15 protein-coding genes are annotated in these 15,609 nt (G+C 58.3%); 6 read left to right on the top strand and 9 right to left on the bottom strand.

Translation table 11 applies throughout. The features are described 5' to 3' along the window. Positions 1-154 precede the first annotated feature (154 nt). Complete coding sequence (locus tag AOBCEHNH_RS06575) at positions 155-1,189, bottom strand: DNA alkylation repair protein (protein ID WP_226803336.1); 1,035 nt, start codon at positions 1,187-1,189, stop codon at positions 155-157. 166 nt (positions 1,190-1,355) lie between these two features. Here AOBCEHNH_RS06575 and AOBCEHNH_RS06570 point away from each other — a divergent pair, with 166 nt between their 5' ends. Both AOBCEHNH_RS06570 and AOBCEHNH_RS06565 read left to right on the top strand, forming a co-directional pair. Continuing rightward, positions 1,356-1,928, top strand: a complete 573-nt coding sequence (locus tag AOBCEHNH_RS06570; RefSeq protein ID WP_226803335.1) for an SGNH/GDSL hydrolase family protein — start codon at positions 1,356-1,358, stop codon at positions 1,926-1,928. Between the two features lie 452 nt (positions 1,929-2,380). Further along, a complete protein-coding gene (locus AOBCEHNH_RS06565; protein WP_152063644.1) occupies positions 2,381-2,842 on the top strand; it encodes a rhodanese-like domain-containing protein in 462 nt (153 codons plus the stop codon). 114 nt (positions 2,843-2,956) lie between these two features. Here the strand turns inward: AOBCEHNH_RS06565 and AOBCEHNH_RS06560 are convergent, their stop codons facing one another. The 6 genes from AOBCEHNH_RS06560 to AOBCEHNH_RS06535 form a co-directional block, all read right to left on the bottom strand. Further along, positions 2,957-4,606: a hypothetical protein gene (locus tag AOBCEHNH_RS06560; protein WP_152063643.1), complete on the bottom strand. Its 1,650-nt coding sequence runs from the start codon at positions 4,604-4,606 to the stop codon at positions 2,957-2,959. A gap of 18 nt (positions 4,607-4,624) precedes the next feature. Beyond that, complete coding sequence (locus tag AOBCEHNH_RS06555) at positions 4,625-5,356, bottom strand: tRNA (N6-threonylcarbamoyladenosine(37)-N6)-methyltransferase TrmO (RefSeq protein ID WP_152063642.1); 732 nt, start codon at positions 5,354-5,356, stop codon at positions 4,625-4,627. Positions 5,357-5,365: 9 nt separating this feature from the next. Next, positions 5,366-6,319, bottom strand: a complete 954-nt coding sequence (locus tag AOBCEHNH_RS06550; RefSeq protein WP_152063641.1) for a tRNA dihydrouridine synthase — start codon at positions 6,317-6,319, stop codon at positions 5,366-5,368. Beyond that, complete coding sequence (locus tag AOBCEHNH_RS06545; protein ID WP_152063640.1) at positions 6,320-7,375, bottom strand: alcohol dehydrogenase; 1,056 nt, start codon at positions 7,373-7,375, stop codon at positions 6,320-6,322. It lies immediately after the preceding gene. A 276-nt stretch (positions 7,376-7,651) separates the two neighbouring features. After that, the gene (locus AOBCEHNH_RS06540; RefSeq protein WP_152063639.1) at positions 7,652-8,029 is read right to left on the bottom strand and encodes an SIMPL domain-containing protein; all 378 of its coding nucleotides are present in this window, start codon (positions 8,027-8,029) and stop codon (positions 7,652-7,654) included. 142 nt (positions 8,030-8,171) lie between these two features. Then, the gene (locus AOBCEHNH_RS06535) at positions 8,172-8,336 is read right to left on the bottom strand and encodes a hypothetical protein (RefSeq protein ID WP_193221208.1); all 165 of its coding nucleotides are present in this window, start codon (positions 8,334-8,336) and stop codon (positions 8,172-8,174) included. Between the two features lie 173 nt (positions 8,337-8,509). Between AOBCEHNH_RS06535 and AOBCEHNH_RS06530 the strand changes: the two genes are divergently transcribed. From AOBCEHNH_RS06530 to AOBCEHNH_RS06520, 3 genes are read left to right on the top strand one after another with little or no spacing between them, the layout of a single operon-like run. Then, positions 8,510-11,710 (top strand): type I restriction endonuclease subunit R, EcoR124 family, encoded by a 3,201-nt coding sequence (locus tag AOBCEHNH_RS06530; RefSeq protein ID WP_152063638.1) that lies wholly within the window; start codon positions 8,510-8,512, stop codon positions 11,708-11,710. Positions 11,711-11,769: 59 nt separating this feature from the next. Next, positions 11,770-12,333, top strand: a complete 564-nt coding sequence (locus AOBCEHNH_RS06525; protein WP_226803334.1) for a restriction endonuclease subunit S — start codon at positions 11,770-11,772, stop codon at positions 12,331-12,333. Then, positions 12,314-13,240, top strand: a complete 927-nt coding sequence (locus AOBCEHNH_RS06520) for a site-specific integrase (protein ID WP_152063636.1) — start codon at positions 12,314-12,316, stop codon at positions 13,238-13,240. Before AOBCEHNH_RS06525 ends, AOBCEHNH_RS06520 begins: the two co-directional genes overlap by 20 nt. Here AOBCEHNH_RS06520 and AOBCEHNH_RS06515 read toward each other — a convergent pair. After that, positions 13,237-13,881, bottom strand: a complete 645-nt coding sequence (locus AOBCEHNH_RS06515; RefSeq protein WP_193221207.1) for a restriction endonuclease subunit S — start codon at positions 13,879-13,881, stop codon at positions 13,237-13,239. The two genes, AOBCEHNH_RS06520 and AOBCEHNH_RS06515, sit on opposite strands and share 4 nt — an antisense overlap. Between AOBCEHNH_RS06515 and AOBCEHNH_RS06510 the strand changes: the two genes are divergently transcribed. Beyond that, positions 13,849-14,328, top strand: coding sequence for a restriction endonuclease subunit S (locus AOBCEHNH_RS06510; protein ID WP_264297777.1), 480 nt, complete (start codon positions 13,849-13,851; stop codon positions 14,326-14,328). The two genes, AOBCEHNH_RS06515 and AOBCEHNH_RS06510, sit on opposite strands and share 33 nt — an antisense overlap. A gap of 107 nt (positions 14,329-14,435) precedes the next feature. Here AOBCEHNH_RS06510 and AOBCEHNH_RS08060 read toward each other — a convergent pair whose 3' ends face one another. Beyond that, entirely contained in the window at positions 14,436-15,608 is a 1,173-nt protein-coding gene (locus AOBCEHNH_RS08060; protein WP_226803332.1) for a restriction endonuclease subunit S, read from the bottom strand. Position 15,609 lies beyond the last annotated feature (1 nt).

The following is a 15,609-nucleotide window of genomic DNA, read 5'->3' as shown; positions in this document are numbered from 1 at the left end:
GTTCCTTTCAATCGCTCCCAATTGTTTCTTATTCTATTGCATATATGACATGAACCCCGGAGATCTTCGTTCAGCCGAGGTCCACGCCTACTCGGCACGCGTTATGCCCATCGCCCGCCCATCTCAACGCGAAACGACCGCCCGCGACCATGGTTTAGCGGAACGAACGCAAGCGCTCTTTTGCCTCAACGGAAATGCGCCGACTCTCGCAGGCCTTTTGGATTGCCTTGCGGCGCGTCCATTCATCAAGCAGCGCGCATTCATCCCGACGTTCCACATACGGCCATGCCGCCATTGGCTGCCTGACCAGTGCCTCCGCGAAGTACCATGCCCGCATCATGTCAACGTAGTAGGCATCCGATTCTGGCTCGGGGCGCTCGGGCGAACCTGGCATGCGCGCAGCCGCAACCATCGCCGCAAACCTCGGCTCGAACAGGTCGTCCAAAAACAGACGCATGAGAGCCCCGATGCCGAAGCGCACGGTGAAGCCGTGCCCCGAGCTCATCCAACGCCGCACGCACTCCAGCGTTCGGGCAGGCTGCTCGGCCAGCACTCGCGCCGGCAGTTGGTCGCATGTCGCCCAGTTGTCTACATACGGCAAAAACAAGTCATACAACTCAATCGCCCGCTCGTACTCCCGTTCCATGCCGATGGTAAACGCGTGGACCTGGTTCTCCTCAAACAGGACATGCGGAAGTGAGCGCATAAAATCCGATGCATCGTCGCGTCGATACAGCTCACGAGCAATCTTTCGCAACTGCGGCGTGCGAACGCCAACAAGCCGACGGGGATCGACCGTGGGAACGAGCGGCCTCATGAATGCGGCGTAGTTGGGATCCACGTGGCTTGCCAAGCTCCTGCATACGAATTCGGCAGCGGTGTCCTCGCCAAAACCTGGAAGCTCACGGCGTAGCACGTCCTCAAGCGGCTCAAGCTTAGACCGTTCCAGGAGCTTATCTTTTTGCTCACGGGAAAGCCGCTTGAAATGAGCCTCCGCGCTCATCGCACGAGCTTTCGAGTAAAACCGGGCCTGAGAGACAAGGCTAACGGGCGCATGGGATTTGGTGTATTTGGCACCGCGGCCCGACTGATGGGCCGCCAAGCGCGCTTGAACATCGGTCGCATACCCGGTGTAGAGGCTTCCGTCGCCGCAGGCGAGCACATACATATAGTGATCGAATGGCGACATCTGGACCCCTTTCTCGAACTCCGCCCTCACAGCAGATCGGGCGCGCCCGCGCCCCTGCAACACCAGTCTAGCCGCCTCGGCTCTTGGCAGCTCGTTTGCACGGATGACGACTGCTACGATAAACGGGTTCACCGGCTTTATGCAGCCCTCACATGGAAGACTCTCTATGCGCTCGATACTCATGGTTGGCAACAGCCTGACCTCAGCCAACAACATGCCCCAGACGCTCGCGTCCATCTTGGATACTGAGGTCGTCGCCATCACGCGCGGCGGAGCGCGGTTGGCGGAGTTTTCGAATGAGAAAACCCGGACAGGGCAGCGTGTACGGGAAGCGCTTTCATCCGGAGGCTTTGACCTAGTCATAATGCAGGACATGAGCCACCTCGCCGCAACGAATCCGGCGGCACATGTGCGCTCCGTTGCGGCAATGAGCAAGTTGGCCAGGAGCCACGACGCCTCTCCGCTTCTGTATGGCACCTGGGGATATCAGGTCGGATGCCCTCGTCTCGAGAAACTTGGGATGACCGCGGAAGAGATGTGCGAGCTCATGAGCGTAGGGGGCCGGCAGGCGGCAGATGCAGCTTGCGTGCCGCTGGTCGACATGGCGAGCGTAGCCGCCCGATATGAGAAGCCAGAAAATCTCTACGCTGCGGACGGGATTCATCCAAGCAAAGCCGGCTCTCTGCTCATTGCGAACCGTATTGCAGATCTTGTTGAGGATTTACTTGCCTCTAGATGAGGCGCCGCGGGCTCTTTGGAGCGCCGGGCATCGTGCGTTTTCGCGATCGTGGTCAAAATACCCTGATAGTGCGCCGACTTGACGCCTGAATGTGCCCAGAAACCTTATACATTTCTCGAATAATTGTCATCTGTCCATTATTTCCTCCCCCTGACTCCTCCCCAAGGTAGAAATGGCGGGAAATGTGCCTGGCTCCTAGGCTTTCACGGCTGTTTGCCAGCCTCCCTCAGCGCACAATCAGGGTATTTTGACCAGACTCTGAAAAACGAACGGCCGCCAGCGAACAAAATTCGCGCATTTCAGCCGATACGTTTTTTGCCCTGTATAGACGCTGGCAATTTCCTGCGACGATTCGATAGCCCGTGCATAGCCCCGCACACCCTTCTATGTGATAAAGTCACAATCATTTCCTGATATGCTGAAATCGAACAAAGCCAAGAGAAGGGCACGACATGCACCGTCGCACATTCCTAATCGCCGCATCCTTCGCGAGCATCGTCTCCCTCGCCGGGCTCACTGGCTGCTTTGGAGCGGCCGCCGACAGCAACGGCAACGGCAACGGCAACGGCAACGGAAGCAATGCTACGAATGACAGCAGCAACTCTAGCTCCTACCAGCAAGTTGACGCCGAAACCGCAAAAGAGCTCATGGATACCGAGGACGATTACGTCATCCTCGACGTTCGCACGCAAGCCGAGTACGACGAAGGCCACATCCCCGGCGCCATCCTCATCCCACACGACACCGTGACGACCGCCACCGAGGACGCACTGCCCGACAAGGGCCAGCTCATCCTCGTATACTGCCGCAGCGGCAATCGCAGCAAGCAGGCCTCGCAAACACTCGTGGACCTCGGCTACACCAATGTCGTCGAGTTCGGGGGCATCAACAGCTGGCCCTACGAGGTCGAATAGCAGCCGCCCGCCGAGCTCGCCCGCAGCCCGACTTTACCAAGCAAAACGCTCTTAAACAGATGGGGGTGCGACCAGATTTCCCTGGTCGCACCCCCCATTCCCGCATCAGTCGATCTACAGCTTTCGAGTCGTGCAGTTCGTCAGGTGTTTCGTATCGCCGATGACCAACCTCTCGGTCTCCTCATCCCAATTGAAGTAAATCCGGATGAATTGCGGGCTGTTCGGATCTCCCACGCTCGAACAGATATGCGGCTCGATAAAAAGCCTCCGGCCCTGGTACACATCCTCGCGCTCACGCATGAACTTGGAGTTTGCCCTGGTCTGCGGTCCTTCGCCACGTGCGAACTTAAACCGCGACCGACTGTTGAACTCACCGATCTTATCCGCGGCGCCATCGCGATACAGCGGGTACAAAACCGTGCACATGCTATGCAAGGCGCTCCAAAATGCCCTGGGTTCGTACCTGCAATCCTCCAACGATGCCCATCCGCGCTCGCTGAAATCGATTCGATCGGGAAATGCCGAAACGAACAGCCTGGCAATGGCCGGGATGGTGAGCTCGGAGGCACCTGCGATCGCCGTCGCAGCGCCATCCTCTGCCGCGCTGCCACCTTGCGAATCGAGCGCATGCTCAAACCAGGCAATGCGCGCCTCGAGATCATGGTTCGCCTGCCTGCTTTGCCTCAGCTCCTCGCGCATGGCATCGCACTCGTCCTCGGCAAGGCGCGCGAGGCCCTCGGCCTCATCGAGCATCTCTTTGACCTGGTCGAGTGCCATATCTTGAATCTGCTCGGCACGGCGCTTGAACGCAAGCTCCTTTCCAGCATTGCGATTGAGCCGATTGACGTCCTCGATGCGGACCGAGGTGTCGCGCGCGAGCACGTCCTCGGCGAGCGCACGGCGCAAGATGGCCATGTAGTGCTCCGCCCCTTGCTCGCGGATATCCGCAGCGGAAAAGAACCGGTGGTTGAAACCATCCCCCACAATGCCAAAGTGCGGATGAGGGGCGTACACGCGAACGGCTCCCCCGTAGCATCGTAGTGATTCGTCCTCGAACTCCGCATTGAGCGCATCCATGGCGCCGCAATCCACGGTGTAGTACACGGTCGCATTGGGGCCGAGCTGTGATGCAAGTACTTCGGGATCGATCAGGCACTCGCCAGCGCGGGTGGGGCTGATCACGATGGCGGGCACCTCGCGATACGGATTCGCGAGACGCTCGTGAATACCGGGGGCATCGGAGCATAAGAATTCAACCGGGGCGAGCCCGAACTCGCATCCGTCTATCGTGCAAACGAGCCTGTCGTTCTCCAGCATACTGGCGATCAACTTGGGCACGTTCGGCTTTGGCACAGGTTGCAGCGGACCGATGTAGCCCGGCATGTCGCTGAACATCGTGATGATCGAGACGGTGCCGTGGTCGACCGAATGGCCTTCAAAACCGACCTCGGTTATCCAGCGGCGCGGGGCGCAGCCGGGCGCCCTCTGGTCCTCCACGTGCTGGCACGCCCATGTCTGGGCAAACTCGCCGTGATGGAGCGCGGCGTAGAGCCTGACGCTGCCATCTGGGGATTCGAGCATCTCGCCGCTTTTGAGCTTGCTCCAAAAGCGCATTTCTTGGGGCAGGGAGTATCCGTCGCGGCGGGCCTTGCGCAATGACCAGTCGCGTACGCTCAGAACGAGAGACCACAGGACATCCTCGCCTTGAGGCGCCTCGATTTCAAACCTCGCCTTGAAGAACATCGTGCGATCGAGATCGATCATGGTGCTCCTTCCCAGCCCTTACGTGATGTCGACCACGTGCAGCGACTCGCCGTCGACGGCGAACGCCACGTCAAGCCCCGCGTAGGCCAAATGATACACGCGCTCGGGCTCGTGCTTGCTGCCGGCGCGGCGCGGGTCCTGGCGCAGCACCTCGATGAGACCTGCGAGTTTGGGCGAGGGAACGATCTTGCGCAGCTCGGCGGGGAAATCGACCTCGAGCTCCTGCCATGGCGCGCGGTCGATCCAACCGCCCGTGGCCTCGGGATGGCTGTCGGCGAAGGGGATGTAGGGCTTGATGTCGAAGATCGGCGTGCCGTCGCGCAAGTCCGCGGCGAGCACATGGATCACGGGGGCGCCGTCGACGATTTCGATGCGGTCGAGCTTCACGCAGGTCAAACCGATGGGATTGGGCCGAAAGGGGCTGCGCGTGGCAAAGACGCCACGACGCTCGGAGCCGCCCAGACGGGGCGGGCGCACGGTGGGAGTCCACTTCGCCGTGGTGCCGGGCTTGCTGGCAGTCGCCGCATCCACGGCGATATCGGCCGCCGTTCCACCGGGCGTGCCGTTTTCGAACTCCCAGAGCAGCCACAGATGGCTGAACTCCTCCAAGCCCGCCACGGCCTGCGGCAGTGCGAACTCGGGCTCGAACACGATGCGGCCCTGCAGATGCGGGGCCAAGAAGCTGTTGCGCGGAATGCCGAATTTCTGCGGCAGGTCCGTCTCGATATGCGCGATGGGCGTCATTTCCATGCCGGCCCCCTATCCGTGGAACCGCGCGACAGGAGCCAGGGGCTCGTCGTGAAATGCGCGCTCGACCGCCGCCTCGTACTCCTCGACCTTGCGGGCCTTGCGCACCGCGCGATGGACCGCCATAGGGTCGGTAAAAGCGCACTTGGCGTAGAACCACCACTCCTTCATGCGGAAGACCGCATTGCCGCCGATCTCGTCGAGATAAGCGGCATATAGCTTGTCGTGGAACTGTCTGAGTTCGTCCGCGCTCGCAGCCGGGCCGCCGGCGAGCATGCGCGCGAGGGCCGGATTGGCGAGCAGCCCGCGCCCGAGCATCACGTGACGGGTCCGCGGGTGCGCCTCCATGAGCGCATCCATGTCCTCCGTACCAAAGATGTCGCCGTTGTAGGCCACCGGGAAGGGTGCACGCGCGAGCGTCTCGCCATACGGCTCCCAGCGCGGTTTGCCCTGGTAGCGATCCTTCTGCACACGCGGATGCACGATGAGTTCCGCGAGCGGCAGGCTGCAATACAGCTCGAGGATGCGCTCGTACTCGGCATCGTCCTCCAGGCCCAGGCGCGTCTTGACCGAGACGGGCAGCGGAGAGCGATCGCACACATCGCGCAAAAACACCTCGAGCTCGTCGAGGTTGCGCAAAAAGCCGGAGCCCTTGCCCTTGGAAACCACCGTGCCCGAAGGGCAGCCGAGGTTGAGGTTGACCTCGCGATACCCCAGCTCGGCCAGCTCACTTGCGGCCCACACGAACTCGTCCGCGTTCTTGGTGAGCAACTGCGGAATGACGTTCAGTCCCTCGTTGTTGAGGGGGTCGATCTCCTTGAACGCCTTGCCGCCAAACGAGTTGCCCACGCGCGGCGGAGCCAAAAACGGCGTGTAATAGCAGTCGAGAGCGCCAAAACACTCAGCATGCACGCGACGGAACGTGTGCCCCGTGATCCCCTCCATGGGGGCAAGCGAGTAGTTCATCTAGCGATCCTCCCACGGGGTGATGACTAGCTTGAGACAACCGCCCTCGTGCGCCTCGAACGCGCGATAGGCCTCCACGATATCGTTGAGCGGGTAGCGGGCCGAGATGAGGCAGCTCGTATCGATGCGCCCCTCCTGTACCAGACGCATGGTCTCTCCCATGTTGCACGCGTCCACGCCGCCTGTCTTGAAGACGAGGTTCTTGCCGTACATCTCGTGCAACGGCAGCGTCTGCGGGCCCTCGTACATGGCGGAGAGCACCACCACGCCATGCGGGCGGACGATGCGCCAGGCCATCTCGAAGGTGTTGGAGCTGCCGGCCGCCTCGATCACGCTGTCGGCACCGCAACTGTGGGAGAGCTCGCGCACCGAGGCCTCCACGGCGGCGAGGTCCATACCGCTCGCGTCGATTACGGCATCGGCCAAGCCGCGCTCACGGGCGAGGGCGAAGCGCACGGGGTCGATGTCGATCGCGATGATGGTGGCAGGCTCGTGCAGGCGGGCGCACATCATGATGGTGAGACCAACCGGGCCGGCGCCGATCACGGCCACCGTGGAGCCGGGCTCGATCTCGGCGATGCTCGCACCCCAGTAACCCGTGGCCACAATGTCGCCCAGGAAGAGGGCGTCCTCGTCGGTCACGTCCGCGGGGATGGGCGCGCACGCATGGTCCGCATGCGCCACGCGCGCGAGCTCGGCCTGGCAACCGTCCTCGCAGCAACCGAGCTCCCAACCGCCCTCGACGCAGTTGTTGACCCAACCGCGCTCGCAGTAGAAGCACTCGCCGCAAAACGTCTCGCAGCTCACGGCCACGCGGTCGCCGGGCTTGAGGGCGCGCACGCCCTCCCCCACCTGCTCGACCACGCCCACGAACTCGTGACCGAGCACCGTATTGGGCGTGGCGCGCGGCACGGCGCCGTGAATGATGTGCAGGTCACTCGTGCAGATGGTCGAGCGCGTGACGCGGACAATTGCGTCGGTTGGGGATTGCAGCTGCGGCTCGGGGCGATCCTCGAGCGCGATATGTCCGTTGCCGTCGTGTACCAGGGCTTTCATGGGGGGGTCTCCTTATGTTTGCTTACCGGCAATAATAGGCGATTCGGGAGGCGCCTGGCACGATGTGACACGGCACGCACTTCGGTCTTTCGTCCTTAAAAATGCTGGACCTCACATTTTTAAGGACGAAATGCCGAGCGCAGCAAGTCTTCGCATAATTTTGCGATTCATGCAGTTCGCAGAGTTATGCGAATAGGGTTAGAGGTAAAAAACCTAGACGTCGTTGCTGAAGGATGGTGCGCCGAGCGAATTGTGTAGCAGCTGCTGCACAATTGATCATGCCAAGGGCTTGAGCCACCAGCCGACATCAACGCTGCATTCAACGTCGATCGGCTCGGGATGGAGATCCGGCATGGAACTTGCCGCGCCATTCGGCGTCGCGCAGCCGTCGGCACAAGCAACGCCCCAGAAACAGGAATCCCCGCCACGGTTATAGCGAATCTCCTTTACGCCGGCGAGCTCCGTCCCGGCCGCTGCCGCAAGTGCTTCGGCACTCAGCCGGGCCTTCGCGACGGCGGTGCCTATCAGGCGCCGTTCCTCGACGTCTTCGTCGCCGAGCTCGAAATGCAAGTTCACCCGCGCCGTTGAAACTCGGCCTGCGAGCGCCGCCCAGATGACCGCGATATCATGGCCCTCCCGCTCGACCTTGAGCATCGCAGAGCCAGAGCAGGACCGTGCACCAGATGGCGCACGGTCCTTGGCGGCGTTCGGCTTGCCCGCCGGTTGCTCCAGCTTGCCGGCTACAGGGCCTCGACGCGCGGCGTTTCCTGGTCGTCCACGACAAAGGAGCCGTCGTTCAACTCCGCGATGCGGCGTTGAGCTTGCCCAGAAGCTCGAGCATGAGGGACTTGTCGGCCTTTTCCTGCTCCTCGTTGAACCAGCAGGCTTGGTCGTGCGAGTCAAGCTCGTAGTAGGACGAGTACAGCTCGCAAATCTGGTCGTCGAGAACCTGCAGAGCCACGTCGTTGTCGACTACGGGGATGCCCGTTCGAGGGGACTGCGGCCTATTTCTTAGACAATCCTGTACAGCGTGAGGCGGCATAGCCGCAAGAATTCGTCCGCAGCCCCATGTCTTATAATGATTGTCAATAGTTCGGTGCACAACTTTTGCAATTTCGTAGATAGGTTTCTCCCATGGTTTTCGACAAAGAAGCCGCATTCGAAGAAGCCGTCATCACTGTGCTGAAACAGCACGGCTGGGACGACGCGGGAGGCGTACTTCGCTATCCCACCGAGCAGGACCTCATAGACAACTGGGCGAAGATTCTGTTTCAGAACAACGCCGACATAGACCGCCTGAACGGCTGCCCGCTCACCCAGGGCGAGATGGCGCAGGTCATCGAACAAATCGAAACGCTCAAGACCCCGCTCGCGCTCAACGGGTTCATCAACGGAAAGACCGTCGCCATCACGCGCGACAACCCCGACGATGCGTCACACCTCGGCAAGGAAGTTAGTCTAAAGATCTACGATCGTCAGGAGATTGCAGCCGGCCAGAGCCGCTACCAGATAGCTCAGCAGCCGGTCTATCCTGCGAAAAGCAAGATCTTAAACGACCGTCGCGGAGACTTGTGCCTGCTCATCAACGGCATGCCGGTCATCCATATCGAGCTCAAGCGCAGTGGCGTCCCAGTCAGCCAAGCCACCGGCCAGATCGAGAAGTACGCCCACGAGGGCGTGTTCACGGGGCTCTTCCGCCTGACGCAGATCTTCGTAGGAATGACTCCCGACGAGGCGCACTACTTCGCCAACCCCGGCACGGGCACGTTCAACCCGAACTTTTTCTTCCACTGGGGGGACTTCAACAACGAGCCCGTCTGCGCGGGTGACAAACCCGGGACCGATGAATGGAAACGCTTCACCTCCACGTTGCTCTCCATCCCCATGGCACACCAGCTCATCGGCTTCTACACCGTGGCCGACAGCTCGGACGGCTGCTTGAAGGTCATGCGCAGTTATCAGTACTACGCGGCCGCCGCCATATCCGACAAGGTACGCAGGTGCAAGTGGGACGAGAGACCCAAGAGCAGCACCCCGGGGCGCCCCGGCGGCTACATATGGCATACCACCGGCTCCGGCAAGACCATGACAAGCTTCAAATCTGCCCAGCTCATAGCCGACTCGCATGACGCCGATAAGGTGATCTTCCTCATGGACCGCATCGAGCTGGGCACGCAGTCACTCTCCGAGTACCGCGCATTCGCCGACGACGCCGACGACGTGCAGGGAACCGAGAACACACAGATACTGAAGTCGAAACTCGCGAGCAACGATCCCAAGAACCGCCTCATCGTGACTTCTATTCAGAAGATGAGCAAGGTGAAGGCCGGCGAGGGCAGAATCACCCAAGCGGAGCTCGATCGCCTAGCCGCCAAGCGAATCGTGTTCATCATAGACGAGTGTCACCGTTCCACCTTCGGCGACATGCTCCAGGACATACGCCGGGCTTTCCCCAACGCGCTGTTCTTCGGCTTCACAGGTACGCCGATTCTCGACGAAAACCAAAAGAGGGGCTCCACCACCGCCATGGTGTTCGGCGAGTGCCTGCACCGCTACAGCATCGCCGACGGTATCCGCGACGGCAATGTGCTGGGCTTCGACCCGTACATGGTGACAACCTTCGATGACCACGACGTACGCGAGGCCGTTGCCCTCGAGCAAGCTAAGGCCTCAAGCGTCGGCGAAGCCATCTCCGACGAGCGCAAGAGTAAGGTCTTCTACCACTACATGGACCAGGTGAGGGTTCCCATGGGCCCCATGGTTGACGGCGCCGGCAACCCCATCAAGGGCATCGAGGACTTTCTGACCCGCGCCCAGTACTGGCCCGACACGCCACACCACGGCAAGATCGTCGAGGACGTGCTGAGGCGCTTCCCCGTGCTCTCCCACGGCGGCAAGTTCCACGCGATCTTGGCGACAAGCTCCATCCCCGAGGCGATCGACTACTACCGCGCCTTTAAGAAAGAAGCGCCGCAGATGAAGGTAACGGCACTTTTCGACCCAAGTATCGACAATGCCGCCGGCTCCACCGTTAAGGAGGACGCCCTAGTCGAACTTATCGAGGATTACAATAAAGTATATGGCCAGGAGTTCACCATTCCCACTTGGCCTGCCATGAAGAAGGACATCTCAGCGCGCCTTTCCCATAAGAAGCCCTACGTCAACGTCGACGCCAACCGCGAGAGCCGCATTGACCTGCTCATCGTGGTGGACCAGATGCTCACGGGTTTCGACTCCAAGTGGCTCAACACACTCTACCTCGACAAGGTCATCGACTACGAGAGCATCATCCAGGCCTTCAGCCGCACCAACCGCCTTTTCGGCCCTGACAAGCCCTTCGGAACCATTCGCTACTACCGGCGCCCCCACACTATGAAGGGCTACATCGAGGCCGCGGTGAAGCTGTACTCGGGCGACCGTCCGCTCGACATGTTCGTGCAAAAGCTCCCGGAGAACATCGCACTGATGGACGCACGGTTGCAGGAGATACTCATGGTGTTCGAGGCCGCGGGCGTTGGCGATCTCTCGAAACTTCCTGCATCGCAAGAGGCCAGGCGCAAGTTCGCCAAGGAATTCGTCGAGCTCAACGAGTTCCTCGAAGCCGCGAAGGTGCAGGGCTTCACATGGGAGCAGGACATCTATGAGTTTGGGGAGGAGCCGGAAGAAGGCGAGCTGAGCGGCAAGTCCTTCTTTGTGCAGCCGCTCATCGACGAGCGGACCTACCTCATCCTCGTACAGCGCTACAAGGAGTTGTTCGCGGGAGGGGGCGGCCATGGCAACGCACCCGAAGCGCCCTACGAGCTCGATGGCCATATAACCGAAATCGACACGGGGCTCATAGACAGCGACTACATGAACGCGAACTTCGAGAAGTGGCTGAAATGCCTTGAACAGGATGACGAGGGGCTCGCCGCTGCACGCGAGGAGCTCCACCGATCGTTCGCGTCCCTGAGCCAGGATGACCAGCGCTTCGTCGAGCTGTTCCTTCATGACGTCGAGCGAGGGGACGCCGACCTGGAAGACGGCAAGACGCTGAGGGATTACATCACGTCCTATGCCCGCAAAGCGAAAAGCGCCCAGATTGAGCGAGTCGTCGAGGCGCTCGGCATAGACGGCGAGCTTCTTGCCGCTATGGCTGCGCTCGACTTGGCGGAATCGAACATTAACGAATTCGGGCGCTTCGACGATTTGAAGGACTCGGTGGACAAGGTGCGCGCCAAGGCCTTCTTTGAGCAGAAGGAAGGCAAGACGCTTCCCTTGTTCAAAGTGAACACCCGTGCGGCGGCGCTGTTAAAGAAGTTCATCCTGGAAGGCGGCTTCGACATAGACGAATGAGCGGCGATTTTGAACAGGCGAGATTGAGAGTTTGTCTATCCGAGGGGACGCATGCGACCATGCGTCCCCTCGCTTCATCTTGGGAACAGCGTAAGTTGGGGGATATCACCAGCTCATACTCTGGAGGCACTCCGCAGGCGAACAATCCTGACTACTACAATGGTTCGATTCCGTTCATCAGATCCGCCGAAATTAACGCTGACAAGACCGAGCTTTATTTGACGGAAAGGGGCCTTGCGGAGTCATCCGCGGCTCTGGTGGATGCGGGCTGTATCCTCTATGCGCTCTATGGTGCTACGAGTGGCGAGGCCGGCATCTCGCGAATTAACGGCGCCATCAACCAGGCGATTCTTGCAATCTGCCCTTATGCTGGTTTCGATTCTGGATTCCTTGCAAGCTGGCTGCGTCGAGAAAAGGATGCGATTGTTGCCACCTATCTTCAAGGTGGCCAAGGAAATCTCTCCGGTGCCATTGTTAAGGACCTTAGGGTGCCAGTTCCAGGCTTGCCCGAGCAGAAGGCAATCGGGGATTGCTTGTCCAAGCTCGACGACCTCATCACCCTTCATCAGCGTGAGCCACCTCACATGACGAAAGAGGGTAAAAATGCCAATCAGCATCAATGAAGAATCGCTTTTCTGCGATTACTACTCGCAATGGATCAGCGTCTACAAAGAAGGGGCCATCCGTGAGGTCACCATGGGAAAGTACCGGCTCACGCAGTCTTGGCTCGCCAAGCTAATTCCAGACCTCAAGATAAAAGATCTCGACCGAACCTCGTACCAGCAGCTCATCAATGGTTACGCAGAACATCACGAGCGCCAGACAACTATGGACTTCCACCATCAACTTAAGGGGGCGATTCTTGACGCAGTTGACGAAGGGCTCATCCCCCGCGATCCCACGCGCAAGGCCATCATCAAAGGAAAACAGCCGCGTGCGAAAAAGATCAAGTATCTCAACCAATTTGAGCTTCATGCTATGCTCGGCGACCTTGATTTATCAGGCGGGCCGAGTTGGGATTGGCTTATTCTCATAGTCGCTAAAACGGGTCTGCGCTTCTCCGAGGCCCTTGGGCTTACTCCCGAAGACTTCGACTTCGCCCATCAAACGCTCTCGGTGAACAAGACTTGGGATTACAAGAACGGCGGCGGATTCGTCCCAACGAAAAACGCCTCATCGGTGAGAAAGGTTCAACTCGACTGGCAGCTCATCATGCAACTTTCTGGATTGCTCAAAGACCTTCCGCCGACTGAGCCCATATTTGCGAAGGGGAAGGTCTACAACTCGACGGCTAACAGCGTCTTGGCGCGCCATTGCAAAAACGTTGGGGCGCCCATCATATCTGTCCACGGGCTGAGGCATACTCACGCGTCGCTTCTGCTGTTCGCTGGCGTCTCCATCGCCAGCGTATCTCGAAGACTCGGACACGCGAGCATGACTACCACCCAAGAAACCTACTTGCATGTCATCCAAGAGCTCGAGAACACGGACATTGACATCGTCATGAGGGCCCTTTCGACCCTAATTTAACCTGTATCAGCAAACCGTGGCTCACGCTGATGAAGGGTGATGAGGTTGTCGAGACCGAGAACGACCGTAGATATGCGCTTCTGCTCGCTTTCCGACGGGTAAGAGACCTCAACTTCGGCGATGTCGTTGCCATGAACATGCACGACTGATTTTCCTTGTGCCCGCTTTGCCAAATCGTCATGAGCTTTGCTGTACGTTATAGCAAGCGCGGTGTAGTCTGGATCAAGTTTGCGTACTGGAGTGACAACGTTCAAATCGCCACCAAAAATGATTCCTGGCCTGCGCACGGATGATGCAACAGCAATATCTTCTGCCGTTTCCCCGGATGCGGGAACGATTACTTCGTTACCCTTTGAAAGAAGCGAGCCCTCTTGCCCAACGACAAAAGTGTCCACGTCCTCAATGCGTGATTCATATTGGGTATACAGGCGCCCATACAAGATCAGTGGGGTGTCAACATCCCTAATGTCGGCTTTGCTGTAGCCATGCCCCTTAGAAATAGTGCAGAGTTCTCCCAACTTACGCTGTTCCCAAGATGAAGTCGTCCAATTTGGATAACCGCTTGGGAACAGCGTAAGTTGGGCAACTGTGGGACAACCTATGGCGGTTTGACCGGCAAAACCAAAGAGGATTTCGGCCACGGCAACGCAAGGTTCATCCCGTATACCAATGTCTTCGATAACCCACTGACGGACACGAAGCGGCTCGAGGCAGTCGAAATTGATTCGAGTCAAAACCAGGTTGCGTATGGTGACGTGTTCTTTACTGTGTCATCTGAAACGCCGGATGAAGTCGGAATGTCCTCTGTTTGGCTCTCTGACCAGGAAGATGTTTACCTAAACAGCTTCTGTTTTGGTTACAGGCAAGATTCAACGTTTGACCCGCATTACCTTGCTTATATGCTCAGATCAAGTTCGGTGCGTTCCAATCTCACTCTGCTGGCTCAGGGGATCTCTAGGTTCAACATCTCCAAAAACAAGGTGATGGAGTTGAGCGTTCCTGTTCCTTCTGCGGTAGAGCAGAAGCAGCTTGGCCAATACTTTACCAAGCTCGACAGCCTTATCACCCTTCATCAGCGTGAGCATTAGGAGGGCAGTAGTGTCTTGCAACTCGATTACAAATTGGAAAAACCACCAATTCGACTAATGCGAATTGGCGGTTTCGGGATCTCAGAGTGATATCTGTGTTGAAAAAACTAAACGAACATCTTATCCAAAAGCGATTTCTTCGTATTCTTCAGTATATTCAACTTACGCCGATGAAGGGCGATGAGGTCGTCGAGCTTGGCAAAGAATCGGCCGATTTCTTTTTGCTCTCCACTGCCTGGAATAGTGACTTCTGCACTCAGTAAGTCCTTGTTGTAAAGTCGCTTAATCGTGCTGCCTTCTAAGCCCCATTCAATTTGCGAATATAAAGGCTTGAGAAACGTATCGTTCAATCTATGATCGTGTTCGAGCCAAACAATGTTTGAGTCTTGAAAATATGCCTTTTCACCTTGGTATTCAACAACTCGCCCAATACTTCCTGCAGCCGATATCAATAACGTGCCCGGGGTTGGATACGGATAGGTACGCTTGAAGTAGTCAAACAGCTCATTGGAGATGAAGGCATCTGGATCCGTACCAAAAGTTCCAATCTTAAAGAACGGAACATCGCCCTGCTCCGAGGTTTGCTCTTTGTAGATGCGCTTGCACATCGCAACCGAACCAAATTCTCCCAACTTACGCTGTTCCCAAGGGTCAGTAAAACCCTCGAAGCGGATTTCGGGCTCGGTCTCGCCGGGCTTCGGAAACATTTTGTCGAGCATCGATTTCTTCACCGTGCACAGCTTGTCGTACTTACGCTGATGAAGGGTGATGAGGGAGTCAAGCTCGGCTAAGCTCTTCGCAATTGCTTTCTGCTCGGCGTGATCGGCGGGCACGGCGAAGAACGATTGCGAAATCAGATTCCAGTCTGCGCGGGGCATCTTAGAGCCCGAAGATGCATTTGCGAGCCTTTGGAAGCTGTCCGTTTGAACCAGCCGATACAAAAATGAGCTGTCGCACCCCGTGACCCTAAGGACCCAAAAATCACCTACAGCTACGCCATTGAACTGCGGGTATAGCCAATTCATCAAATAAGGACGAAGCTTCCCGTACAGAACATCTTCGGCGTAAAACTTAATTCCCGTCTTGCCGCCTTCTTTGTCGCGCAAATCTTTGTTCAGCGTACCCTCGCCGGAAATGATGTCCTCGTATTCGACTTGAGGCAAATCGGGATCGCTTGACTGAATGGAAACCCTGTCGGTCAAATCAGAGAACTTACGCTGTTCCCAAGGGTCAGTAAAACCCTCGAAGCGGATTTCGGGCGCATTGGTCTTTTCCGCCATG

The sequence above is a fragment of the Collinsella intestinalis genome, from assembly GCF_902501455.1.
GTDB classification, from domain to species: domain Bacteria; phylum Actinomycetota; class Coriobacteriia; order Coriobacteriales; family Coriobacteriaceae; genus Collinsella; species Collinsella intestinalis.
This window is presented reverse-complemented; position numbering and strand designations above follow the sequence as displayed.